Origin of the sequence: Actinoalloteichus caeruleus DSM 43889 (assembly GCF_000429185.2) — a bacterium.
GTDB classification, from domain to species: Bacteria; Actinomycetota; Actinomycetes; order Mycobacteriales; family Pseudonocardiaceae; genus Actinoalloteichus_B; species Actinoalloteichus_B caeruleus.
On record NZ_AUBJ02000001.1, the window covers coordinates 2,144,970 to 2,169,932 of the forward strand.

Consider the following 24,963-nt stretch of genomic DNA (forward strand, 5'->3'; position numbering starts at 1 on the left):
TGCCCGGTCCGGGCGGCCTCCCTCCGGGACAGAGGAGGCCACCCGGGACCGGACGTATCAGGTGCCGTCCATGCCCTCGCCGAAGTAGAAGCCCGGCTGGGTGGACTGCATGTAGCCCATGGACTCGGCGGCGAGGCTCGCCCGGTAGTCCCGGTCGTGCAGCAGGGTCGGGAACCGGTACTCGGTCGGGATCGTCGTCGTGTAGATCCGGATCTCGCTGCGGTCGTGCACGTAGAAGACCTCCTCGCGCCAGTCGCCGAAGACGTCCCCGTAGCCCAGCACGGCGTAGCGGTCGGTGCCACCGAACGGGTCGGCCTCCGCCGTCACGAGGTTGACCAGTTCCTCGTTCTCGTAGTCCCACTTGTCGATGTAGATGCCGTCGAGCAGCTCGCGGAGCAGGTCGCCGTCCCACCAGATGCCGTAGTTCACGCTGGCGGGTCGGGTGCCGATCCGCTCACCCCTGGCGTTGTAGAGGCCGTCGACGGGTGCCACCACCTCGACGATGCCCTGCGGGTTGGGGCGGCCTCCCCACACCTCCAGGCCCGGGTGGCGGGGGTCGATGTCGGCGGCCATGCCCCGGCCCACGTCGTCCCACTTCTCGCCGGTGGGCCCCCACAGCAGGTCGCCCTCCTCGGCGCCCCGCAGGTGGATCGGGTTGCTGTAGTGGCTGTTGACCTCCTGGACGTAGAAGATCTCCAGGCCCTCGCGCTCCGGGTCGATGTCGGTCATGTGGACCCGGTCGCCGTGACCCTCCTCGGTGATCCACAGGGTCGACCCGTCGTCGTCGATGGCGATGCTGCCGTTGATGATCTCGTCGCGGCCGTCACCGTCGATGTCGCCGGTGCGCAGGTTGTGGAACCCGGCGCCCTTCGGGTAGCGGCCGTTCTCGTCGGTCGGCCGGTTCCACTGCCACCGCAGGGTGGCCGTCTCCCCGTCGAAGTCCCAGGCCTCGGCCACCATCTTCGCGTAGGTGCCGCGCAGGGTGATCAGGCTCGGGTTGGCGTCGGGGCCGTCGAGGTAGGCCACCGTCATCAGGTTGCGTTCGGAGCGGTTGCCCCGGTCGTCACCCCAGACCCCCGGTTCGCCCCGGTCGATCCAGTCCTGGCGTTCGATGGTCTCGCCGGTGGCGCCGTCGAGGATCTCGACGTACTCCGGTCCGTCGTAGACCCGCCAGTTCTGGCTGGCCCGGTAGTCGATGATGCCGTCGCCGTTGAGGTCCTCGTCCACCTCACTGGACTTGTAGATGACCTCGGCCTTGCCGTCGCCGTTGAGGTCGTGCACGAGGTAGGGCGTGTACCAGATCCCGGTGCGCAGGTTGACGCCCAGATCGCGGCGCCAGAGGAACTCGCCCTCGCTGGAGTAGCCCTCCAGTTTGTAGGTGTCGCGTGGCTCCTCGCCCTTGGACGGGTCGATGTTCTGGTCGCCACGCTTGATCACGTAATCCATCTCGCCGTCGCCGTCGAGGTCGCCGACGGCGACGTGGCGGGCGGTCTGGTCGATGTCGTCGGCGAGGTCGAAGGAGAAGAACGGCCGGTCCTCGGAGCCGGCGGGCAGCGTGTAGGAGCCGCGCTGGTTGTCCCGGCCGCCGTTGCGGACGGCGTGGACGTGGTAGGTGTTCTCCTTGCCGGGGTCGGCCTCCTCGTCCACCCAGTGGGTGGCGCCGGTGATGGGCTCCCGGTTGAGCTTGGTGCGCCGGCCGTCGGTCTCCCGGAACAGGTGGAAGGCGACGTCGGCGCGGTCGGTCTCCAGCAGGCGCCAGCCGACGTGGACGGCGTCGCCGTCGTGCACGGCGATCACGCCGCGCCCCAGCTGCTGTTCGGCGCCGCCGTACCCACGGGGGATACCGAAGCCGGTGGTCGACGGCGCGTCGGGTTCGGCCACGGCCGCCCCCGATGCGAGCGCCGTCGGCAGGGCGACGGCGGCGGTGATGGCGAGCGCACCGACGGCCACGCGTCTGGGGCGCTTCCGGAACGTCATGGGACAACCTCCGAGTTGGGATGCCGTGATCCACGCTGATCGGACGGAACAGCCCGGATAGGTAGGATGTATCTTGCTCCCAACCGGCCATCGCGCGAGACATACCGCGATGTTCTTGGCCGATACCTGACAGATGTCTGATGACTGAGGTGTCCGGCTGAGTCCACCTCGGGCGCGGTGGTCGCCGACGAACCCGGCCCCCGCGAGGACGGCCGTCGACAGCCGGTCGACTCGGCCCGGCCCGCCTCGGGCCCCGACTCGCCGACCGGCCCGACCGTGCTGACCTGGCCTTTCCGTTCACTCCTCGTGGTCGCTGCCCGTGACGACCACGGGGAACGTGAACGTGAATGCCCCCGAACCGGGGACGCGATGCTCCCTGCGACGCCCGCCCACCCATCGCACACTGAGGACGGTGCCGGGGTTCGGGACACCGTCGACGGTCTCCTCGACGGGCCACCGCCGAACGTCCCGCGCGGCGCCGGACGTGACCCGCCAGTCGCTGCCGGCACGATCGACGGAAGGACCTCCTGGTGCGTTCGACATCGCGCGACCCCCGAACCGCCCCCCTCCCCCGCCGGCTCCCGCGCCCGCCCCGCGGCGCGCCCCGGGAGCTGGCGGGCGCGGAGAGGTTCGGGGCGCCGTGATCGAGCACGGCGCGCCCTCCGGCAGCCGGCCCCGGGACCGGCGCCAGGAGTCGACGCAGCCGGACCTGCCGGTTGGGCTGGTCGGAGAGGACCGGCCCGACCACTGGGGCGGGGTGATCCCGCCGGACGACGCGCCGGCCACCAGTGCCGAGGCCCTGTCCCGGGCCCGCGCGCTGTCCCCCCTGTTCGCGGCGCGCGCCGCCCAGCACGACGAGGCCGGGGCCTTCCCGATCACCGACTTCCAGCAGCTGCGGTCCGCCGGCCTGTTCGGCCTGATGGCACCGCGCAGGTTGGGCGGCACCGGCGCCAGCTTCGGGGACTACGTGGAGATCGCCATCGAGCTGGCCTGCGGGTCCGGGGCGACCGCCCTCGTGTTCAACATGCACTCCTCCGTGGTGGGGGCGCTGACGAGCCTGCCGGCCACGCTCGTGGACGACCCCAACCGGCGGGCGGAGGTGGCCCAGGCCCACGACCGGATCCTGGCGGCGGCCCTGACCGGCAAGCTCTTCGCCGTCGCCCTGAGCGAGCGGCGGGTCGGTTCCCGGTTGTCCAGGATGTCCACCACCTACCACGAGGTGGAACAGGGCTACCGGATCATCGGGGAGAAGTCCTTCGTGTCGGCCGCCGGCCACGCCGACCTCTACCTGGTGGGTGCCCGCTCGGCGGTGGACCGCGACTACTCGACCCCCACCGTCTCCTACTTCGTGGTTCCCGCTGGTTCCGGCGTGGAGGTCGTCCGGTCCTGGGACACCCTCGGGATGCGGGCGACGGCCAGCGACGACCTCCGACTTGACGTCACCGTGGGGCGGGACGCCCTGCTCGGCGGCGTGGAGGGTCTCGCGCCGACGTTCGTCCAGGCGATGCCGCACTGGATGATCGCTTCCTACGCGGCCGTCTACGTCGGAGTGGCCGAGTCCGCGCTGCGGGAGGCCCGCTCCCAGCTCAGCGAGCGCGGCCTCGACCACCTGCCGGCTGTGCGGGGACGGATGGGCCGGGCCGACGCCGCCGTCGCGGCCGCCCGGTTGGCGGTGCGGGAGGCGGCCAACCGGGTCGACCGGGATCCGGGATCGCCGGCCACCAACCGCTGGGTGTGGCGGGCCAAGCTCCTCGCCGGGGACACGGCGGCCACGGTGGCCTCCTCGGTGTTGGAGGCGGCGGGAACGGCGGCCACGACGCGGGGCAACCCGCTGGAGCGGATCTACCGGGACGCCCGGTACGGCGCTCTGCACCCGGCGACGTCGGACGTGTGCGCGGACTGGCTCGGGATCGCGGCCTTGGGTGGGGACCCGGAACGGGACACCGCCGTTCCCCGGTGGTGAGGGGGCGACGTCCTCCGGTTCGCTGGCGCCGCTCGCCCGGGCCGCCGGTGGCGTTCCTCGGGAACGCTGACCGACGTCCCCGACCGCACCCGGGACGCGGCCGGCGCTCCGATCGGACGGGGGCGCTCCCCCGGTTGGCTCTGATCCGGGACCTGGTTCCCTCCCCACGGACGGGTCCGGATCGCTAGGCTGGGAGCCATTACCCGACTCTCGGTCACCGATCACTCACCCGCAGTGTCCGGTCGGATGACTGAATCCCTTCTGGGGATGCCGGAGGATACGTCGTGTTCAATGTCGCTGACCTGCACGAGACGCTGTTGGTCGAGTTTCCGGCGCCCGGGGGCAGCCCCACCGACGACCTCCTGTCCGTGGTCAGGCAACCCCGCCAGCTGCTCGAGCAATGCCGGGTTCCCGAGCACGGCGGGACCGCCCTGGACCTTGGGGGGTGGCCGGGGCACTACGCGCTCGCGCTGGCCACCCGGGGCTTCGACTCGGTTCTGCTCGCCGTCGGCGACGAGCCCCCCTACCGCGAGGACGACCTGCGGTTGCTCGACACCTGCCCCACGGTGGTGCGCACCACGGCCGACCTGCTGCGCCAGCCGTTCGAGCCACCCGACGGCGGCCCGTTCGACACCGTCGTGTGCTGCGGGGAGGCCCTGCTGCGGCTGCCCGGCAAGGACGGGGTGCGGGCGCTGTTCGAGGCGGTGCTGGCCTCGCTGGCGCCGGGCGGGATGTTCGTCGTCGGGTTCGCCGACCTCACCCAGGAACTCCGGGGCCGCGACCGCTTCGTCCAGGGCGCCACCAGCTCCGGTGAGATCACCACCTGGTTCCTGGAGTACACCGGCGAGGACACCGTCCAGGTCCACGACCTGGTGCACCGGCGGGACGACGAGGGCAGCTGGAACCTGCACGGCGGGAGTCGGGTCCTGCTGCGCCTCGCGCCGACCTGGGTCGCCAGTCAGCTCGGGCTGGCCGGGTTCCGGCTCTCGCAGCTGCACAGCGTCCGCCCCGACTCCTGGGTGGTCGTGGGCGAACGGCTGGACTGACCGGGCCCGGCCCGTCGAGGACGGGAGGCCGCCGGCGGGCGGGCCGCGCTCGGGCGCGGTTCCCCCGGACCACGACCGCCGCCCCGGGGCGCGCCCCCCGGGGCCGGGTCGTCAGCCGAAGACCACGTCGCTGCACCCGTAGAACGTCTGGTCGAAGTGGCTGGCCTGCCAGATCATGTAGACGATGTGCCGACCGGTGCGGCCGGGGGCCTCCACGTCGATGGACACCGACACCCCACCCAGGGCCGGGTCGTCGCTGGGCGTGCCCTCACCGGGCGGGACCACCCCGGTCTGACCGGCCAGTTCCAGATCACCCCAGCCGAGTTCGTCGGTGGTCGGGTCGAATCCCTGCTTGGTCACGTACACCCGGTAGTAGTCGGCGCCGTGCAGCGCCTGGTCGTGCACGGTCACGGTGAACTCGTTGGCCACCGGGGTCGCGTGCCACTCGCCGGGCACGTCGAGGGCGGCGTAGCGGTCGCCTCCGGTGCGGCCGGCGCTGCACAGCTGACCGTCGGGAATGGCTCCCTCGTGGTCACCGCCCACGCCCTCCCGGTAGACACCGTTCCACTGCCACATCGCGTTGGTGTCGTGCTGCCAGGCCTGCCAGCACATCGGGTCCTCGGTGGCCATCTCCGGATTCTGGAAATCGTGCCCCCACCGTTCCCAGCACCCGTAGTTCCGGGACGGCGGGTCAATGGTGGAACCGTGCGCGGACGCCGTTCCGGCGGAGAACACCATCATGAACATGACGGCCGCGGCCACGGCGGCGACGGCGCGAGCCAGGGGAGAGAGTCGCCTACCTGCGAGTACGGACATTGGGACCTCCTTGTCACCAATGGGTATTCGCGCACCCACGCTACGCCAGTACCGCCGCCGAGAACATCGGCCCGACGGACCACCGAACGGTAGCGAACACAGCCGAGACCACCACTCCAATACGCGTAATCGTTTCGTGATCGTCCGATCGGGAGCGGAAACAATTCGAAGGAAGCGGCGAGATCGCACCGATGAGTTCGACGACAGCGGTCGAACACCGCCGCGCCTCACGACGGGCGCGCGCACCGGGGACACCGCCCGGCCGCTCTCCTCGGCCGCCCCCTCGGCGCAGGGGGTCCGGCGCCCGATCCGGGTACCCGCCCGGTGGCCTCGGCCGTCCGGTACCGGGCTACCACCAGCCCCCGCCCTCGGCTGCGGGGTGTCGCGGGGCCGGCCGCGCTGAGCCGCCGGCGGGGTGGTCCACCCGCGTGGCCGCGAGCGGACCACCAGCACGGCCGACCTCCCGGTCCCCCGGCGACGGGAGGACCACGCCACAGCCGGTGACGCCCGCCCCCGTCCCGTGGCTCGGGGGCGGGCGGGGTTCACCCCGGCTCCACCACCGGCAGTCGGTCGACACCACCCGCGAGCAGCGCCGTGGTGTGCGTCCCCGCCCGGAACGTGGGCTCGGCGAGGACGCGCCGCAGCACCCCGACCGTGGTGCGCAGGCCGGGTCCGGCCACCCGGAACTCGTCCAGGGCGCGGTCCATCCTGGACAACGCCTGGGCCCGATCCGGCCCCCAGACGACGACCTTCGCCAGCAGCGAGTCGTACTCGGTGGGCACCCGCCACCCCGGGTAGGCGGCCGTGTCGACCCGCACGAAAGGACCGCCGGGTGGGACGAACTCGCTGACCAGCCCCGGGCGGGGCGCGAAGTCGAGGTCGGGGTCCTCGGCGTTGACCCGGCACTCCACCGCCACCCCGCGCGGCACGATCTCCCGCTGGGACAGGCTCACCGGGTGGCCGGCGGCGACCATGAGCTGTTCCCGGACGATGTCCACCCCGGTCACCATCTCGGTGACCGGGTGCTCCACCTGGATGCGGCAGTTCATCTCGATGAACGCGATCTCCTCGCCCTGCACGAGGAACTCGAAGGTGCCCGCGCCCGTGTAGCCGACCGCCCGTGCTCCCCGCACCGCGTACTCGCACAACCGGGAGCGCAGGTCGGCCGACAGCCCGGGAGCCGGGCTCTCCTCCACCAGCTTCTGGTGCCGCCGCTGCACCGAACAGTCCCGCTCCCCCAGGTGCAGCACGGTGCCGTGGGTGTCGGCGAGCACCTGCACCTCGACGTGCCGCGCCCGGTCCCAGTAGCGCTCCACGTAGACGCTGTCGTCGCCGAAGGTGCTTCGCGCGGCGGCCCGGGTCGCCCGGTACGTGGGCACCAGGTCGTCGGCGGCGCGGACCACCGCCATGCCGCGCCCCCCGCCACCGGCGGAGGCCTTGATGATCAGGGGGAAGCCGATCCTGCTGGCGATCTCCACGATCTCGTCGGTGCCGCGCACCGCCTCGGTGGTGCCAGGGAGGACGGGCAGGCCGGCGGCGGCCATCCGTCTTCTGGCCAGGGCCTTGTCCCCCAGTTCCGCCATCACCTCGGGGCGGGGGCCGACGAAGACGAGGCCGTTGTCGGCGCAGATCTCGGCGAAGTCCGGGTCCTCGGACAGGAACCCGTACCCGGGGTGCACGGCCTGCGCGCCGGTGCTCAGCGCCGCCTCGATGACCGCCGGCGCGTACAGGTAGCTGCGCCGGGAGGGCCCGGGTCCGATCCGCACCGACGCGTCGGCGGCCCGCACGGCGGCCGAGTCGTCGTCCGCCGCCGAGTGGGCCACGACGGTGCGGATGCCCAGTTCCCGGCAGCTGCGGATGACGCGCAGCGCGATCTCGCCCCGGTTGGCGACCAGGACGGTGTCGAACGGCGGGCGGGCGCCGGTGGGTCGCGGCCGCCCGTTCTCGGCGACCCCGCCCGGTGTGGTGTGACCGGACACTCCGGGTGCCTCGGTGCTCGGTGTTCGGGAGGTGCCCATCCCCTACTCCTCGTCCGGTTCGACGCGCAGGAGCGGTTGTCCGTACTCGACCGGTTCGGCGTCACCGACGAGGATCTCGGTGACCCGGCCGGCCTGGTCGGCCTCCAGGGGGTTCATCAGCTTCATCGCCTCCACGATGCCCACCTGCTGGCCGACGACGACCTGGTCGCCGACCTCCACGAAGGGCCTCGCGCCGGGTTCCGGCGCCCGGTAGAAGGTGCCGACGAGCGGCGCGGTCAGGACGTGCCCGCTGGCCGCCGCCGGCGTGGCGCCCGAGGGCGCGGTGGCGCCGGAGGCGCTCGGCGGGCCGTCGCCGTCCCCCGGCCGCCAGTCCACCTCGATGCTCGCCTCCCCGCAGCGGACCCGTATCCGTCTCGGTGTTCCGGTCGAGGACCGGAGCGTCTCGGCGACGGCGCGCACGGCGGCGTCCAACGCGGCTGGCCCGCCGCAGCCGGTCACCGTGGTTCCCATCCCCCCGTTGCCGCTGATCGGTTCGCTGGTGTGCAGTGCGGTCATCGTGCTGGCTCCCTCCGGTCGGTTCCGGTGTCGACGGCCCCCAGCTGGCGGAACCGCCGCTTGCGGGCGCGGACCAGGTCGTGGGGGTCCGTCGCCCGGTGTCGGCTCAGGGCGCTGATCACGGCGTCCCGCAGGATCGCGCTGGCCCGGCGCGGGTCCCGGTGCGCGCCGCCGTCCGGTTCGGGGACGACACCGTCGACGACACCGAGCCGCAGGAGGTCGGCGGCGCCCAGGCGCAGGGCGCGGGCGGCGACCTCGACGGCGTTCGGGCTCTTCCACAGGATCGCCGCGCACCCCTCGGGGCTGATCACCGAGTAGATGCCGTTCTCGCAGAGCAGGACCTCGTCGGCGACGGCGAGGGCCAGGGCGCCGCCGCTGCCACCCTCCCCGGTGATGACGCTGACGACGGGAACGGGGAGCTCGCCGAGGGTGCGCAGGCACTCGGCGATGACGTAGGACTGGCCCTGTTCCTCGGCGTCCACCCCGGGGTGGGCTCCCGGGGTGTCCACGACGGTGAGCACCGGCAGCCGGAGTTTGGCCGCGAGCCGCATCAGGCGCAGCGCCTTCCGATAGCCACCGGGGGTGGCCATGCCGAAGTTGCGGTCGACGAGTTCCCGGGTGCCGTGCCCCTTCTGGTGTCCCAACACCAGCAGCGGCAGTCCGTCGAGGATGCCGATCCCGCCGACGACGGCGGGGCAGTCGGCTCCCAGCCGGTCGCCGTGCAGCTCCACGAAGCCGTCGAGCCACCGCCCGAGGTGGTCGAGGGTGGTGGGGCGGTCGCGGTGGCGCGCCAGGTCGACCCGGGTGGCCGCCGGCCTGGGTGTCAGGGCGTCGGGGTCCCGCACCACCGGGTCGGAGGTGGCGGCGCCCCAGTCGGCGGGGGCGCGCCCACTGGCGACGGCGACGGCCGTTCCCAGGAAGCCACGCAGTTCGGCGCGGGGGCGGACCTCGTCGATCAGGCCGTGGCGGAGCAGGAACTCGGCGGTCTGGAACCCCGGGGGCAGGCTCTCCCGCACGGTCTGGGCGATGACCCTCGGGCCGGCGAACCCCATGCGGGCGCCGGGTTCGGCGACGACGATGTCGGAGAGCATGGCGAAGGAGGCGGCAACCCCGCCGTAGGTGGGATCGGTGACGAGGGTGGCGGTCAGCAGGCCCGCCGCGTCCAGGTCGGCCATCGCGCCGCTGGTCCTGGCCATCTGCATCAGGGCGAGCGCGCCCTCCTGCATCCGGGCGCCGCCCGAGGCGGTGGCGAGCAGCAGCGGCACGCCCTCGCTCAGCGCCGTCTCCGCGGCCGTGGTCACGGCCTCGCCCGCCGCCGTGCCGAGGCTGCCCCCGAGGAACCGGAAGTCCATCGCGGCGAGCACGACGGGCTGGCCGTGGAGTGTCCCCCGGTAGCAGCGGACGGCGTCCCGCGACCCGGTGCGGTCGGCGGCCTCGCGGAGCCTGTCCGGGTAGGGCAGCTGGTCGACGAAGCCGAGCGGGTCGAGGGGGACCTCGGGGACGGCGAGTTCGGCCGGGGATCCGGCGTCCAGCAGTCGTTCGGCTCTGGCGGCGGCCGGGAGTCTGCCGTGGCGACCGCAGTCGGGGCAGACGTCGAGCAGCCGGAGGTAGCGCCGGCGGTAGACCAGGCTTCGACATCCTGGGCAGGCGAGCCAGGCACCGTCGGTCCCGGCCGTGCCGGGGGAGGCGGTGGGGGGGTCGGTGGTGAGCCGCACGATCCTGGAGATCCCTCCGCTCGGGCCGCCGGCCGGTCGGGCGGCGGCGAACACTGGGTGGTGATCGGTGGGGCGCCCGGACGTGTCCGCCGGGTGACGGCGGCCCACGTCGGGACGTCCGGGGTCGGGTGCTGGGCTGGGTCGGGCTGGGCTGGGCTGGGCTGGGCTGGGCTGGGCTGGGCTGGGCTGGGCTGGGCTGGGCTGGGCTGGGCTGGGCTGGGCTGGGCTGGGCTGGGCTGGGCTGGGGACGAGTGTCGACGCGGCCACGGGTGCGGGGGCCCGCCCCCGTGGCCTTCGCCGTCTCAGCCCGGGGCGGCCGGCTGGTACAGGCCGTACCCCCCGGCCAGCGGTCGGCCGCTCGGCACGCGCAGCGGCAGCGGCACCCGGTCGTGCTGCTCGCCGCCCTGCCAGGACCGCAAGGCGTCCAGGCTCTCCCAGCGGCTGGACAACAGGTACTCGTCCGGTTCGGACACCGAGCGGAGCAGCTCGTCGGAAAGCAGCCCGGGCACGGCGCGCAGCCCCGCGCTGACCTCCCGGTACGCGCGTTCCAGCTCGTCGGGGTCGGGGTGGGTCCTGAACAACAGGACCTGGATCGGACCGGTCATCCGGCCGCCTCCCATTCGGCGTGGCTCCCCGCCCGCTGGCCGGGCGGGAGGTGCGTCAGGACCGTCATCGTCGTCATCGACCCACCGGCGCGGAACGGGCGCAGGGCGCGGCGGTGCACGACGTGCCGCTGGCTGTGCTCGAACTCGTGGAACCCCTCGGCGTCGACCCAGTCGCTCTGCACCCAGTACACCCCGGGGTTCTCGGCGTCCCGGCCGAACCACTGGCCGAGGTTGGCGGGATGGGTGGTGGCGGCGGCACCGACCTCGGCCCACGCCCGTTCGAAGCCCTCGGTCATGCCGGGGCGCACCTCGATGCGCAGCAGCACCCGGAACACGGACTCACTCATCCGAGGAAGCCCCCGTCCACGCTGGACCTGGCCCCGGTGTCGTCCGGGGAGCGGGCTCCGGCTGGTCGAGGCCCGTCGTCCTGGCCGTCGGGACGGGCCGGACCGGGTGCGTCGGCGGTGCGGGGCCGCCGGCGGTGCGGGGACGCCGGCCCCTCCACCTCGTGTCGGACCGCCGGGCGACGGGGTGGGGGCGGCGTCGCGCCCCCCGTCCCACGCGGAACGCCGGTGACCAACGCGGCTCCACCGGCCGGCCGTGCGACCTCGGCGAGGATGGCCGGGTGGGCACCGATGCGGTCCGGTCCGACGCGGTGAGGACGGTCGGCCGCTCCCACCGGCCGATCCTCCCCGGTCCGGCGAGCGCGCCCCGGACGTGGTGATCGGTCACGACGACGGTGTCTGGCGGCGCTCAGCGCCCATCCGCTCCCAACGACGGTGGCTCTCAGCCCTCCGAGGGTGGGTGCGACGTGGCCGTCGAGATCCGGGGTCATGGCGTCTCCCTCCGCTGACGGGTGCGGGTGCGGCCCCTCGGGCCGTCGGGGGTGCGGTGCTCCTGGGGAGCGGTGGTGTCGGGGTGCGCCGGGACGTGGCGGGCGGGCCGGGCGGTGCGGCGCGCCGGCTCCACCCGGAACCCGTCGGTCGAACCAGGACGGGCCCCGGCGGGATCGCGGTCCTCCGCGCCCGACGCGGTCACGGCGGGCCGTGCTGGACCGGTCAGCCCGGCACGGCGGCCCGGGCGGCCGCCTCGACCTTCTCCTTGATCAACGCCATCTGGGTGCGGGAGTTGCCGTTGACCCGTTCCTCCATCGCGGCGTCCCCGAGCAGCGCGGTGGGCTTCATCTCGAAGTCCTGCACCCAGCGCATCCGGACGCCGTCCTCGACCTCGTCGTACTGCCAGTAGATCCACATGTAGCGGAACGCCCCGGTCTCGACCCGGTGGGCGCGCACGGTGCGGGTCTCCACCTCCGGTGTCCGTTCGGACACCCACGACCAGACCCGGCCCTGCTCGTCGGGGTACATGCTCAGCCGGAACCGCACCGTCCGACCCCGGGTCTCCAGGATCTCGGCGGTGGCGTACTCGCTGAACAGCTCGGGCCAGGACGCGACGTCGTTGGTCATCGACCAGACCAGGTCGAACGGCGCGTTGATGACGATCTCGTTGTCGGTGTGGACGGACATCAGGAACGGTTCCCTTCCATCGCCAGCCGGTTGATGTACTCCACTGCCCGGTTCGGGGTCGGCATCTCCTCCACCGCCTCGTCGGGGATGACGATCCCGTGGGCGCGCTGGACCTGGCTGACCAGTTCCAGGACGGCGAGCGAGTCGTAGCCCAGGTCGCCGAACTCCAGGTCGCCGATGTCGCCGGCGAGGTCGACTCCCTCGTCCACCCCCGCGCTGGACCGCATGATCTGGCGGAGTTCGTCGAGGTCGAACCTGCTCATGGTGTCTCCTTCCTCGGTTCGCGTGCCGTTGTCGTGCGTGGACCGGGGCCGCGGGTGGCGCGGCCCCGACGTCAGTGGGTGCGGTCGCCCCGGCCCAGGACGAGCGCGCCGGTGAACCCGGCGTAGCCCCGGGCGACCACGAGGGCGTGCCGCAGCGGCACCTCCCTGGGTTCGTCCTGGACCAGGTCGATCTCGTGGTCCGGGGACAGCCGGATCGGACCGTGTGTCGGCGGGATGACCTGGTCGCGCAGGCTGAGCAGCGCGGTGGCCACGTCCAGCGCGGCCCCCCGCCCAGCAGCCGACCGGTAAGGGTCTTGGGCGCGGTCACCGGCACCGCCCCGGGGCCCAGGACCTCGGCGAGGGCGGTCGCCTCGACCTGGTCCCGGCGGTGTTCCCCGGCGGCGTCGGCGAAGACGACGTCCACGTCGGAGGGGTCGAGCCTGGCGTCGTCGAGCGCCTGCCGGATCACCCGGGCCAGCACCGGGGGCCGGCCGGCGGTCATCGACTGGTCGAACCCGGCCGCGTAGCCGAGCACCGTCCCGTAGCCGCGCCCGGCGCCCCGCGTCGCGGCTGACTCCTCGGTCTCGACCACCAACAACGCTCCCCCTCCCCCGGCAGGTGACCGTGGGGGTCCGGTCGAAGGGCAGGTAGGCGGTCTCCGGGTCGTCCACCGTGGAGACGCATCCGCTGCGCAGCTGCGACACCAGGCCGTAGGGGCCCAGTGACGCGTCGGTCCCCCGGTGACCACCAGCCGGGTGCCCTGCCGCAGCAACCGGCGGCCCTGCCCGATCGCGTCCAGCCCGCCGGCCTGCTCCCCGCAGAGCACCCCGCAGGTCCCGCGCATCCCGTGCCGGATGGAGATCTGCCCGGTGGTGGCCGCGTAGAACCAGGCGATCGACTGGTAGACGCTCACCCAGTTCGGGCCGTGCTGGTACAGGCTCTCCATCTCCCGCTGGCCGAACTCGACGCCGCCCGAGGAGCTGGCGGTGACGACGGCCATCTCGTACTCGGGGAGCCCCGCCGGGTCGACGTCGGCGTCGGCGAGCGCCTCCTCGGCGGCGGCGAGACCGAAGTGGGTCCACCGGTCGGTCTGCGGGACGAGCCGGTCGGGAACCCGCGTCCGGCTCTCGAACTCCGGGACCGTGCCGGCGTGGCGGACCGGGTACACCGAGGCGTCGAACCGGGTGATCGGCCGGATGCCGCTCCGACCGGCCAACACCGCGTCCCAGTGGTCGGCGGTGGAGGTTCCGGTCGGGGCGACCACGCCGAGCCCGGTGACGACCCCGGCGTTCCTGGCGGTGGAGGTGGTGCGTGTCGGGCGGCCCATCCTGTTTCCTCTGCTTCTGACGGCGGGGGACGACTTTCTCCTGCCCCGGGTCAGCCAGGTCCGGCGTCGACCGGGACCCGGCCCGGCCTGGCGAGGAGCATCGCGCTCTGGAAGCCGCCGAACCCGCTCCCGACGCTGAGGACCGCGTCCATCCGGTGCTCCCTCGCGACGAGGGGCACGTAGTCCAGGTCGCACTCCGGGTCCCGACCCCGCAGGTTCGCGGTGGGCGGGACCACTTGGCGGTCGAGGGCCAACGCGCAGGCGGCGACCTCGATGGCGCCGATCGCGCCCAGCGAGTGCCCCACCATCGACTTGATCGAGCTGACCGGGACCCGGTAGGCGTGCTCGCCGAGGCTGCGTTTGAACGCCGCCGTCTCGTGCCGGTCGTTCTGCTTGGTCCCCGAACCGTGGGCGTTGACGTAGTCGACGTCGGTGGGGTCCAACCGGGCCTGGTCGAGGGCGACGCGGATCGCCTCGGCCATCTCCCGGCCGTCCTTGCGCAGACCGGTCATGTGGTAGGCGTTGCTGCGGCTGGCGAAACCCACCAGGTCGGCGTAGACGTGGGCGCCCCGCGCGCGGGCCGCCCCGGCCTCCTCCAGCACGAGCACCGCCGCGCCCTCCCCCAGCACGAACCCGGCCCGGTCGCGGTCGAAGGGCCGGGAGGCGTGCTCGGGGTCGTCGTTGCGGGCGGTGGTGGCCTTGATGGCGTCGAAGCAGGCCGCCGTGATCGGCGACAGCGGCGCGTCCGTCGCCCCCGCCAACACCACGTCGGCGCTGCCCTCCGCGATGAGCTGCGCGCCGTGACCCACGGCGTCAAGTCCGGAGGTGCAGCCCGTGGACACGAGCGTGCAGGGCCCCTCCGCGGTGACCTCCCTGGCGACCTCGGCGGCGAAGGTGCTGGGCACCATGTACTCGTACAGGTGCGGCACCCCGTAGGTGTGGTCGACCAGCCAACGCCTGCCGTCGTCGGAGAGGACCATGTACTCCTCCTCCAACCTGGTCGTGTTCCCCACCGCGCTGCCGATGCTCACGCCGACGCGGGCCGGGTCCACCGAACCGGGCGGTGGACCGTCGAACACCCCGCTGTCGGCGAGCGCCTCCCGGGTGGCGACCAGGGCGAACTGGGCGGCCCGGTCGAGTCGCCGCACCTCCTGCGAGGTCAGACCGCTGGCCCGGCCGTCGAAGTCCACCTCGGCCCCCACCTGGGACCGGAAGCCGCTCGGGTCGAACAGGCTGATCCGCCGCGTGGCACTGCGACCGGCGACCAGCAGCGACCAGAAGGACTCCCGGTCACCGCCGCCCGGGGCGACCACACCAACACCGGTGATCACGGCGCGCCTGCTCATGACCTGTCGCCCACGTCCATGTGCGGCTGGTCGGGGTTGGCCAGCGGTTCGGTGTCCACGTGACCCAGTTCCGGTCGCGGTGCCAGCGGCCCGAGGTGGAACACCACGTGGGCCGGTGCCGTCCCGGTGTTCGTGACCCGGTGGCGGACCCCGATCGGGACGAGCAGCGAGTCGCCCGGTCCGAGCGTGGTCACCTCGTCGTCGAGGGAGACGGCGAGCTCCCCGGACACGAGGTGGATGAACTCCTCCGAGTAGGGGTGGTAGTGCTCGGTGACGTACTCGTGCGGAGCCAGGCGCAGCTCACCGCCGAACCCGGAGGTGGCACCCACCGTCCGGGGGCTCAGCGTGACGCGGATCTCCCCACCCCGACGCCGGTTGACGACGGCGTCCGCGACGTTGACCTTGAGCGGCCCGGTTGTCCTCACTGAATCCGTCCTTCCTGAGCGGTCCAGGTGTAGAAGGGTTGGGCGACGGCGTCCTTCGGTTCTTTCCAGTTGGGGTCGTAGGCCGAGACCAGGGAGGACAGGTCGGTGTTGACCCGCTGGTACAGCGGTGTCTGCCGTGCCCGGTACAGCGCGGGCCAGATGTCCTGCTCGGCGAGGATGAGGTGGAAGTAGAGGTCGTGGAAGGTGAACAGCGTTCGCCGCGCGACCCCCACCATGTGCGGGAGTTCGGTGGCGTCCGACGCGGCGAACGCGTCGGCGATCTGGCTGGTGTCGTCGGTTCTGAGCCGGGCGACGATCAACGAGCTCCACATGGCTGGTCCTCCTGGGTGGGCTGTGCTGGTTGGGACGGGGACGGCGGGAACGCGCCGGCGTGGAACCCGGCCGCGACGGGCGGGGGCGCGCTCGGCCACGTCACGACGTGGTGGGGTGCTGGGCGGGGCGGCGCCCGCCGACGTCCGTGAGGCGCGGGCGGGCTCCTCGGGGCTGGCGGTGTCCCGACGCCCGACGAGGAACGGAGCGCCGCCCTCCTCGACGTGGTGGGCCCTGGGGCGGCGGGCGAGGTGGTCGACGAGCATCGGCTGGTCCCCCTGGTCCTCGATGACCCGCACGACGACGTCGTCCCGGCCCCACGGGGCCGCGCCCCGGAACTCGGCGGCCGCCCCACCCTCGGGCCGGTCAGCGGCGTCCGAGGTTCCCGGCCGTCGGAGCCGTCGACGGGTCGCGCGATCTCGGACTCGTCGCCAGGTTGGAGCCGGAACAGGGCCGCGGCGTGGGGCATCGGGCTTCCTCCGTCTGCGTGGTGCTGGTGGGGGCGGCACCCGCGCGGCACGTGGCGCGCGGGCCCTCCCCCTGCGGGGCGCGGCGCAGGGACGCCGCCCCGTGGATCGACCTGTCAGCCCTGCTCGGGGCCCGCGCGGTCTCCCGTTCGGGCACCCCGGTCAGGCGCTCCGGCCCCACCGTGGCCGCCGGCACTCGAACCGGACTCGGTCCGGACTCGGCCACCGGGGGCCACCACCCTCGACCAGGGCTCCAGCGCCGTCCCAGACCAGGACGAGTCGGATGGACCAGCATCGGAACCCAACCGGCGGAATGGTGGCCAGCGGGCGCGCCGACGGGGGACGACCCCGGGGACCACCCGCTTCGGCAGAGCCGGCGGCGTGACCACGGCGGTCCACCCCGGTTCCTCCACCGCCCTCGCGCACCTACCACCAGTTGGGACGGGCATGTCAGCAGTGAGAGTCCGGGTCCTCGGTCCATTCGAGTTCCACCACGGTGGGACGGCGGTGACCCCGAGCGCGGCGAAGCTCCGGCAGTTGCTGGCGCTGCTGGCGGTTCGGGAGAACCGGCTGGTCCGCAACGACCAGATCATCGAGGAGCTGTGGGAACAGCACCCGCCGCGCAGCGTGAGCACGACCCTCCAGACCTACGTGTACCAGCTGCGGAAACTGATCCGCCCCCACGAACGGCTGGACCGCCGCGGCGCCAGGGTGCTGGGGGCGGGATCCTTCGACCTGGAGACCACGGCCAACGGCTACCTGCTGCGCTGCTCCCCCGGTGAGGTGGACGCCGGCGCCTTCGAACGGCTGGTCCGGCAGGGCAACGCCGAACACGCCGGGGGCCGGCTGGACACCGCCGGACGGCTGTTCCGGTCCGCGCTGGCGTTGTGGCGGGGCCCGGTGTTCGCCGACCTCAGCCAGGGGCCCCTGTTGCAGGCGGAGGCCGTCGGGTTGGAGGAGCTGTACCGCAACGCCACGGAGCGGCGGATCGAGATCGACCTCCAGTCCGGCCGGCACCACGAGGTGTTGGGTGAACTGACCGGCCTGGTGGCCCAGTACCCGACCCACGAGGGCTTCCAGACGAAACTCATGCTCGCCCTGTACCGGGCCGGTAGACGGTCGGACGCGCTCCACGTGTACCAGCGGGCCCGGGAGGCGCTCAGCGCCGAACTGGGCCTGGACCCTTCCCCGGCGATCCGCCGGCTGCACGCGCAGGTCCTGGCCGCGTCCCCGGTGCTCGACGTTCCCTCGCTGACGTTGACCCGCCGCCAGGTCGGTCCCTCGGAGGCGCCACGGCACCTGCCCGCGCGGCCGGCCGCCCTCGTGGGCCGGGACTCCGAGGTCGCCTCGGCCGTGGCCGCCCTCGCCGTGCCCGAACAGCGCGGAGCGGTCGGGCCGACGGTCGTCCTGGTCACGGGTGGGCCGGGCTGCGGGGTCTCGGCGTTCTGCTCCGACGTGGGGCACCGGGTCGCCGACGGGTTCCCCGACGGTCAGCTGCACGCCGACCTGGGTTCGGGTGTGGAGGGTGGTCTCACCCCGGGTGCCGCCCTCGCGTGTTTCCTCCGGGCGCTCGGAGTGCCGGCGGAGCGGGTTCCGGAGTGCCTGGAGGACCGGATCCGGCTGTTCCGCGGCCGCACCGCCGACCTGCGGCTGCTGGTCGTGGTCGACGGGCTCGCCGACTCCGCGCAGTTGCACGCCCTCATGCCCTCCGGCGCCGGCTGCGCCGTCCTCGCCGGCGCGCGCCGGATGTTGCCCGACGCGGCGGTGCGGCGGGCGGTCCGGCTCGGCCCGTTGGCCGAGGCGGACGCGCGCGGCCTGTTGCTCGCCGGGTTGGAGGACCACCGGGTGGCCAGCGAGACCGAGGCGGTGGGCGAGCTCCTCGCCCTGTGCGAGGGAGTCCCGAAGGCGATCGTCACCGCCAGGACCCGGCTGGCGGTGCGTCCGCACTGGACGGTGCGGCACCTGCTCCGCTCGGTGCGCACGGAGACCCGGTTGGGGCTGCCCACGGCCCAGCTGGGCATCGGGGAGAGCGTCGCGCGGGGGTTGGAGCCGCTGCCGGCGCAGGCCCGGCACGCGCTGCGGCTGTTGACCCTGGCCTTCGACGGCGGCTTCACCAGCGCGCAGGCGGCCGAGGTGCTCGACGTCGGCGTGGACGGGGCGGAGTCGTTGTTGGAGGAGATCACCGAACACCAGCTGGTGACGGCGGAGGCACCCTCCAGCGGGGCGGACGTGGTCCGGTACCGCTTCTCACCGCTGGTGCGGGCGGCGGCGGTGACGCTGGCCGGGTCGGGCCGCTCGGCGGACCAGCGCGGCTGGCACCTGGTGGGCGGCCGGCGGATCACCCCGGCCAGCTGACCCGCCCGGCCGGCCGGGCGGGCGGCGTCCTCGGGCGGAGGTACCGGAGCCGGCGGGTGGCGGCACGGGGCTGGGCCGCGCCCCGGTGCGGGGTTCGGACCGGCGGTGCGGTGGTCGCGCTGCCCCGGCCCCGGGTCGAGGTGTGCCCGGACGAACTCGGGCGGTTCCGGGGGTCGCCGGGCCGTGCGACGGTCGCGCGGCGTGCTGGTCGTCCCCCGCCGCCCGGGGAAACCGCCGCGGTGGTGGCCCGTGCCCCGGTGCGGTCCTTCGGGACCACCAGGCCTGGTCGCCGCCCCTGGGCGCCGGTTCGACCAGGGGGAAGGCCCCGGCTGGTGCCTCGGCACCCGCGAAGCCTGATCCATGTCGGGCGGAGGAGGGCACGCGGCCGGCACGGGCCGCGTCCGGGGTGGTGGCCGGGGCACGGCGGGCCTCCGCCCCGGGCAGCGGGAACGGAGGGGCCTGCCTCCCAGGAGCAGGTGCCCGACCGGTCGCCCCGGGCACCCAGGCGCCCGCCGGCTGACCGGAGTGGACCCGGGCCCCGGCCGGCGGCCCGGAACACCGGGCGGCGGTCGCGCGCCGAACCCGTGGCCGGCGCTCCCATCCGCACCCCGCCCGGCCGCGGGGGCCCGGCCGGGGCGGGACATCCGTCAGCCGTCGGTACCGGTCCGCCGCACCGCGTCCGGCCCGTCCACCGACGCTCGCATCCGCTCGCTGGCGAACAGCCGCAGCAGCGGGTGGAAGGTGAAGCGCAGCTCCGACTCGGCGCGGCCGGTCTCCCGCATCCGGGGTTCCAACAACCGCCACTGCGCCAACTGCATCAACACCTGGTCCGCGGCGACCGTCGAACAGCCCAGCCAGGGCGCGACCTGGTGCGCGGCGAACTCCGGTTCGTCGAGGGTGGCCAGCAGGCAGAGCGCGTCGAAGGCCCTCCGGGGCAGCCCCCGGCAGCCGGCCTCGAACCGCGCGCGCACGTCCAGGCCGTTGAAGGCGAGCAGGTCGAGCAGGCTCGCCGGGCTCGCCTCCAGCTGCCGGAGCACGTTGCGGATCGGCCACGGGCTGACGGCGGCGAGTCGCGCGCCGATGCAGCGGATCGCCAACGGCAGCCCACCGCACAGCCCCGCGAGGTGCTCGGCCTGTTCCCGTTCGGCCAGGACGCGCCGTCGACCGACCACCGAGGTCAGCAGTTCCAGGCACTCCCGGGTGGTCAGGGGTTCCAGGTCCACCGCGCGCGCACCGCTGACCTCGCCGAGGCCGCCGGGGGCGGCGATCAGCCCGGCGCAGTGCGGGCCGGTGGGCAACAGCGGCAGGACGTCCTCCGCCGAGGCGGGCGCGGTGAGGGAGACGAGGACCCGGCGGCTGGCCGTCCAGGTCCGGAAGACGTCGGCCCGTTCCTCGGTGCCCGAGGGAACCTCGGGTTCGGCGAAGCCGGCCGCCCGCAGGAACCGGGCGAGGGCGTCGTGGGCGCGGCCCGGGCCGGCGCCGGCCATGTCGAGGTGGAACTGGCCGTCGGGGAACAGTTCCCGCACCCGGTGGGCGAGCTGGGTGGTGAAGGCCCGTCGGCCGATTCCGGGCAGTCCCCGCACCACGACCACCGGCCGGGCCGTGCCGTCCTCCACCTGGGCGCGGACCCACGCCTCGCAGTCGCGGAGCTGGGTGTCCCGCCCCACGAAGTCCGGCACGGCCGGCGGTAGCTGGGCGGGGCTGCCGAGCACGGTCCGAGCGGACCGCACGAAGCCGGGCAGCAGCTGGGCCGGCCCGTCGCCGGCGAGGATGTCCTGCTGGAGCCTCCGCAGGTCGGCGGACGGCTCGAGTCCGAGTTCGTCGATCATCAACCGCCGCAGCCGCTGGTAGGTCGACAGCGCCTCGTGCTGCCGGCCGCACTGGTGCAGCGCGATCATCAGGTGCCCGTGGAAGCTCTCGTGCAGCGGGTGGGTGATCACGAGCTGCTTGAGTTCGCCGATGAGGTAGCGGTGTCGGCCCAGCCGGAGATCGGCCTCGATCCGCGTCTCCAACGCCCGCAGGCGGCTCTCCTCCAACCTGGTGACCTGTGCCGCGAGCACCGGACCGGTGTCCAGGTCGTCGAGCGCGGCCCCCCGCCACAGGCGGAGGGCCTGGTTGAGCAGATCGCTGGCCCGCACGGCGTCGCCGCTGTCCATCGCCCCCAGCCCGACCCGGACCAGGTCGAGGAAGCGGAAGGAGTCGACGTCCCGTGGTTCGATCTCCAGGCCGTACCCGCCGCGCCGGGTGAAGAACAGCCCGGTGGCGGTCGGGGACACGGCGACGAACATCTTGCGGAGCTTGTAGATGTAGGTCTGGAGGGTGGCGGGCGCGGTGGCCGGCGGGTTCTGGCCCCACAGCTCGTCGACGAGTTGTCTGGCCTGCACGAGCTGGTTGGGCCGCAGGGCGAGCAGCGCGATCACGGTACGCAGCTTGGACGGACTGGGCGTGCACTCGTGCCCGTCCAGCGTTATCTCCATCGGACCCAGGAAGTTGCATCGCAGCGGCACTGGAACCCCGACCCCTCGTTCACCAGGCGTTGATCACGACGAACCAACCGACATGTCACACGGGTTCGACCTGCGGGCGGCGAAACGACAACGCCGGTGGGAACAACGTCGCGCCGGTGTTCAGGCTTCGGTTCCGCTCGCGGGAGGATGGGCCGGGATCGGCGGCCGCCACCGGCGATCTCCGCGGCACGGGACACCGTCGTCCTGGGTGCGTTTCGCTGGCCACGAGTCCGAGCGATGTCCAGGTGCCGCTGCGCCCGGAGCCGATCGTAACGGCAGGAATCGGATCGACGGAAGACGGTGACCTCGATCGCGCGACGCTGTCACCCGGATTCGCGACGAAATGCGAACGGGCGGGCACCGGGAACCGAGAATTAGGCGAACAACATTCACGTCCTGGCCGATCTGAACACCACCACCACCCCAACGAATGACCAGCGCCGACGCGGGCACGCACCACGCGTCGCCCCCCGGTGCCCACCGGTCCCAACACCCGCTCTCCGCACCGGGCACCCGATCGCGCGCCGAAGTGCCACCGGGCACCCGCGAGGCGACACCGAGCGGTCGCCGGGACGCCCCCGCGCGACCACCGCACGGTGAATGCCGCCCGACCGGGCGGCAAACGCACCCACATACCCGATGTGAACTGTTTCCTAACCACCAACAAACGGTGTACCGATTAAGATCGACACAAATCACATCCCCCGCGAAGCCGCGCCACTCCGGGGACTTCTCACGTTTTCCGACACGACCCGGCACCCGAATCGACATCACCCCTTCGGCGGCATCGAACTCGTCCACAATTGCTTTCTTACCCGATCGAGGAAGCAGTGGTACCGGCGATGACCTGCGGAAGGAGCGGAGTGTCACCGCACAGGGACCGTCCGTCCCTCCGGGGAGCCGGCGGCGGTGTCGCGGCTGGTCACTCCCCTTGCGGTCTTGTCGCCCGCCCAGTCCTGCGCAGGCGATTCACCCCGTTCCGCGCCGACCGTGCCGCAGCCGGGGGCGACCCACGAGCACTCTCCGGATTTTCGCAAGTCGATCTTCACTCCGAGGCGGGAAACGCGAGGGCCGCGCGGTAGCACGAACGAGTGTCGATCTCGCCGCCGCCAAGAAACAGGGAAAAGAGGCGATAGTGTCGCTCTCAGTAATCGGAATTTCACGCTCCGACCAGCGGGGGCGGGTGCGCTTCCCCGGTAATGGGGCGCTGTCTCCCGCTCCCGAATTCGTTTTCACTGGAGGTCACTGTGTCGGCCGACCGTGCTTCACGGCAGGCGTGGCTGATTTGGGCGGTTGCCGTCGTCGTCTACCTCGCCGCCGTCCTACACCGCGGCTCGCTCGGAGTGGCGGGCCCGATGGCGAGCGAGAGATTCGCGATCAGCTCCAGCGCGCTGGCCACCTTCACCGTGCTGCACCTGATCGTCTACGCGATCATGCAGATCCCCGCCGGCCTCCTCGTCGACCGGTTCGGGCCCAAGCGGGTGCTCGTCGCCTCGGTGCTGCTGATGGGCGTGGGCCAGGTGCTGTTCGCCCTCGGGACCTCGTACCCGCTGGCGCTGTTCTCCCGGGTCACGGTGGGAGTCGGCGACTCCCTGACCTGGGTCGCGCTGCTGCGCACCATCGCCGTCCACTTCACCGCGCGCAACTACGCGCTCGTGGTGGCGATGTCCAACGCGTTGGGCGCCCTGGGTGGCGTCATCGCCACCGTACCGCTGGCCCTCGCCCTGGGCTACGCGGGCTGGACCACCACCTTCCTGCTCCTCGGCCTGGGCACGCTCGGGTACTCCGTGGTCGTCGGCCTGGTGATGCGGCCGGGCCGGCTCGACGAGGACAGCACCGAGCCCCAGGGTGAACGGGTCGACGCCACCTCGGTGTTCCGGCAGTTCCCCCAGGTGTGGCGCATCCCGGGCACCCGGCTGGCGTTCTGGGTGCACTTCTCCACCGGGATGCTGCCCGGGATGCTCGGCCTGCTGTGGGGCTACTCCTACCTGGTCGAGTCACTGGGCCTGAGCCCGGCGACGGCGAGCATGGTCATCGGGCTGTTCGTCTTCACCGGAGTGGTTGGCGGACCGATCATCGGTGCCAGCATGCGGCTCCGCCCGGAGTCGGGCATGTGGTGGGTGCTGGCCTACCTCGCCCTGAGCATCACGGGAATGCTGCTGCTGACCCTGTGGCCCGACGGGACACCGCCGGCGATGTTGGCCTGCGTGGCGTTCCTGGTGTTCGCCAGCGGCGGCCCGATCACCGCCGTCGCCTTCGCCCTGATCCGCGACTACAACCCCATGCGGCAGATGGGCACCGCCATCGGCCTGGCCAACGTGGGCGGGCACCTGGCGACCGCCTCGTCCACCCTGCTCATCGGCGTGTTGCTGGACCTCAGCCGGTCGATGTCGGTCCAACACGCCTACCAGGTCGGACTGGCCGGGGCGTTCGCGATGCTGCTGCTGGGCTCGGTGCGCACCGTCGTCTGGTGGCGTCGCGCCAGGGCCGTGCACTTCGAGGCGCAGGAACGGGGCGAGGCGGTGCCGATGCGGCTCCGCCCCCGCCGGTGGGACGTGCGGGGTGACCGCCGCCGGGCCCTGGTGCCGGTGCGCCTCGAGGGCGACCCCGACCACTGGTCGATGATCCTGGTGGGACCAGGGGTTCCCGGCGACGAGGAGTGGGACTCCCCGAACCGGGTTCGGGAGAGGACTCCGCGATGACCCCACCCCACCCGCGCCCGCCGGAGTCGCGTTCCCGGCCCCCACCGCCGTGAGGTGGTCCGGGTGGGACGCGCACCACGGGCGCCCTCAGGGACCGGCGTTCTCCGACCCGGCCGCCACCGGGTCGGAGAACCGGTCGGCCCCACACCAGCCCGGGGGCCGTCGTCCCGGAACGACACCGCCGAGCCGGGCACGCCACGCGGGGGACGAGCACCGGTCGGCGGGACCAGCCCGACCGGCCACCAGTCGCCGCCGCGGAGCTGCCCCCGGGGAGACGACGTCCGCCTTCTCGTCCTCCACCACCACTCACCCGTGAGAGGAGGGCGGTCCCACCGTGGCCGCCCCACCACGCGCCCGCCACGGCCGGCCCAGCACCACCGGTAGCCCGGGCTCGGCCCCGCCGACCCACGTGGAACACCTCAGGTCCGGGCGGGACGGGCTCGTGCCACGCGCCCAGGAGGCGGCCTCTCGACGAGCCGACGCCGGTAGCCGCGAGATCCGGCGGCACGGCCGCCGATCGGCGCGACCGTCCGAACAGGCGCCCAGGGGCCGGCGGCCGAGCGACTCGCGTTCGCGGTCCGCCCGGGCCTCGGCGCGGAGGATCCGCTCGTCGGCGACACGCGGGCCTCGCGCCGTCCCGCACCGGCGTTCCCGCCCGCCGCACCGGGACGGGATGTCGCCGGTGGCGGAACGCTCGGCGGATTCGGGCCGTGCCCGGCGTGGGGCCAGGCACCGCGCGGACCCCCTCGCCCCGGGACCGCCCGGGGCGGCGCACCCGGGAGGCGGTGGGATGTCGTTCGGGTTGAACGACGACCACACCCGGTCGAGGGTTCGTCCGCCCGCGCGCGGCCGTTCGGCGTCGAGCCAGCACGGCGGCGCCGGTCCGAGGCGGAACCCGTTCTCCCCGGACGGTGGTCCACTCGGGAGGGCACCGCCGCTGGAGCCGCCGGCGCCTCGGCCTCAGGGCGGCCGGCCACCGCGTCCACTCGACCGTGACCGGGCGAACGGTCCTCGGGGCGGCCTCATCCCCGTCCGCGCCCCCGCACCCCACCCGGGACACGG

At 73.4% G+C, this 24,963-nt stretch carries 18 protein-coding genes and 1 pseudogene; 4 read left to right on the forward strand and 15 right to left on the reverse strand.

Translation table 11 applies throughout. From position 1 onward, the window contains the following. Nucleotides 1–57: 57 nt before the first annotated feature. A complete protein-coding gene (locus tag G443_RS07475) occupies nt 58–1,977 on the reverse strand; it encodes a rhamnogalacturonan lyase family protein (RefSeq protein WP_051314076.1) in 1,920 nt (639 codons plus the stop codon). Between the two features lie 640 nt (nt 1,978–2,617). Between G443_RS07475 and G443_RS07480 the strand changes: the two genes are divergently transcribed. Then, nucleotides 2,618–3,940, forward strand: a complete 1,323-nt coding sequence (locus tag G443_RS07480) for an acyl-CoA dehydrogenase family protein (protein ID WP_211237550.1) — start codon at nt 2,618–2,620, stop codon at nt 3,938–3,940. Nucleotides 3,941–4,224: 284 nt separating this feature from the next. Further along, nucleotides 4,225–4,986: a class I SAM-dependent methyltransferase gene (locus G443_RS07485; protein WP_051314075.1), complete on the forward strand. Its 762-nt coding sequence runs from the start codon at nt 4,225–4,227 to the stop codon at nt 4,984–4,986. A 111-nt stretch (nt 4,987–5,097) separates the two neighbouring features. On the opposite strand, the gene G443_RS07490 is transcribed toward G443_RS07485, so the two are convergent. The 13 genes and pseudogenes from G443_RS07490 to G443_RS25395 form a co-directional block, all read right to left on the reverse strand. Then, entirely contained in the window at nt 5,098–5,802 is a 705-nt protein-coding gene (locus G443_RS07490; RefSeq protein ID WP_026419231.1) for a lytic polysaccharide monooxygenase auxiliary activity family 9 protein, read from the reverse strand. 542 nt (nt 5,803–6,344) lie between these two features. Next, nucleotides 6,345–7,820, reverse strand: coding sequence for an acetyl-CoA carboxylase biotin carboxylase subunit (locus tag G443_RS07495; RefSeq protein WP_081715511.1), 1,476 nt, complete (start codon nt 7,818–7,820; stop codon nt 6,345–6,347). A 3-nt stretch (nt 7,821–7,823) separates the two neighbouring features. Further along, nucleotides 7,824–8,336 carry an acetyl-CoA carboxylase biotin carboxyl carrier protein gene (accB, locus tag G443_RS07500; protein ID WP_035292361.1) on the reverse strand — a complete coding sequence of 171 codons (513 nt, stop codon included), beginning with the start codon at nt 8,334–8,336 and terminating at the stop codon, nt 7,824–7,826. Further along, the gene (gene accA / locus G443_RS07505) at nt 8,333–10,051 is read right to left on the reverse strand and encodes an acetyl-CoA carboxylase carboxyl transferase subunit alpha (RefSeq protein ID WP_051314077.1); all 1,719 of its coding nucleotides are present in this window, start codon (nt 10,049–10,051) and stop codon (nt 8,333–8,335) included. The genes accB and accA overlap by 4 nt, the downstream gene beginning before the upstream one ends. A gap of 302 nt (nt 10,052–10,353) precedes the next feature. Further along, on the reverse strand, nt 10,354–10,656 hold the full coding sequence (locus G443_RS07510) for an antibiotic biosynthesis monooxygenase family protein (protein WP_162147305.1): 303 nt from the start codon (nt 10,654–10,656) through the stop codon (nt 10,354–10,356). Then, the gene (locus tag G443_RS07515) at nt 10,653–11,003 is read right to left on the reverse strand and encodes an antibiotic biosynthesis monooxygenase family protein (RefSeq protein ID WP_026419122.1); all 351 of its coding nucleotides are present in this window, start codon (nt 11,001–11,003) and stop codon (nt 10,653–10,655) included. The genes G443_RS07510 and G443_RS07515 overlap by 4 nt, the downstream gene beginning before the upstream one ends. Next, nucleotides 11,000–11,335, reverse strand: coding sequence for a hypothetical protein (locus G443_RS07520; RefSeq protein ID WP_026419123.1), 336 nt, complete (start codon nt 11,333–11,335; stop codon nt 11,000–11,002). Before G443_RS07520 ends, G443_RS07515 begins: the two co-directional genes overlap by 4 nt. Before the next feature lie 379 nt (nt 11,336–11,714). Next, nucleotides 11,715–12,179: an SRPBCC family protein gene (locus tag G443_RS07525; RefSeq protein ID WP_026419125.1), complete on the reverse strand. Its 465-nt coding sequence runs from the start codon at nt 12,177–12,179 to the stop codon at nt 11,715–11,717. Next, the gene (locus G443_RS07530; protein WP_026419126.1) at nt 12,179–12,442 is read right to left on the reverse strand and encodes an acyl carrier protein; all 264 of its coding nucleotides are present in this window, start codon (nt 12,440–12,442) and stop codon (nt 12,179–12,181) included. Before G443_RS07530 ends, G443_RS07525 begins: the two co-directional genes overlap by 1 nt. 71 nt (nt 12,443–12,513) lie before the next feature. Then, a pseudogene (locus G443_RS07535) lies at nt 12,514–13,769 on the reverse strand (ketosynthase chain-length factor). Between the two features lie 50 nt (nt 13,770–13,819). Next, a complete protein-coding gene (locus G443_RS07540) occupies nt 13,820–15,115 on the reverse strand; it encodes a beta-ketoacyl-[acyl-carrier-protein] synthase family protein (RefSeq protein ID WP_026419128.1) in 1,296 nt (431 codons plus the stop codon). Then, the gene (locus G443_RS07545) at nt 15,112–15,540 is read right to left on the reverse strand and encodes a cupin domain-containing protein (protein WP_026419129.1); all 429 of its coding nucleotides are present in this window, start codon (nt 15,538–15,540) and stop codon (nt 15,112–15,114) included. Before G443_RS07545 ends, G443_RS07540 begins: the two co-directional genes overlap by 4 nt. Next, the gene (locus G443_RS25395; RefSeq protein WP_308208839.1) at nt 15,537–16,379 is read right to left on the reverse strand and encodes a TcmI family type II polyketide cyclase; all 843 of its coding nucleotides are present in this window, start codon (nt 16,377–16,379) and stop codon (nt 15,537–15,539) included. Before G443_RS25395 ends, G443_RS07545 begins: the two co-directional genes overlap by 4 nt. A 405-nt stretch (nt 16,380–16,784) precedes the next feature. Between G443_RS25395 and G443_RS07560 the strand changes: the two genes are divergently transcribed. Further along, the gene (locus G443_RS07560; RefSeq protein ID WP_081715485.1) at nt 16,785–18,692 is read left to right on the forward strand and encodes an AfsR/SARP family transcriptional regulator; all 1,908 of its coding nucleotides are present in this window, start codon (nt 16,785–16,787) and stop codon (nt 18,690–18,692) included. A 647-nt stretch (nt 18,693–19,339) separates the two neighbouring features. Here the strand turns inward: G443_RS07560 and G443_RS07565 are convergent. Further along, a complete protein-coding gene (locus tag G443_RS07565; RefSeq protein WP_155886153.1) occupies nt 19,340–21,169 on the reverse strand; it encodes an AfsR/SARP family transcriptional regulator in 1,830 nt (609 codons plus the stop codon). Nucleotides 21,170–22,398: 1,229 nt separating this feature from the next. On the opposite strand from G443_RS07565, the gene G443_RS07570 reads away from it, so the two are divergent. Beyond that, nucleotides 22,399–23,901 carry an MFS transporter gene (locus G443_RS07570; protein WP_272500018.1) on the forward strand — a complete coding sequence of 501 codons (1,503 nt, stop codon included), beginning with the start codon at nt 22,399–22,401 and terminating at the stop codon, nt 23,899–23,901. Nucleotides 23,902–24,963: the final 1,062 nt, after the last annotated feature.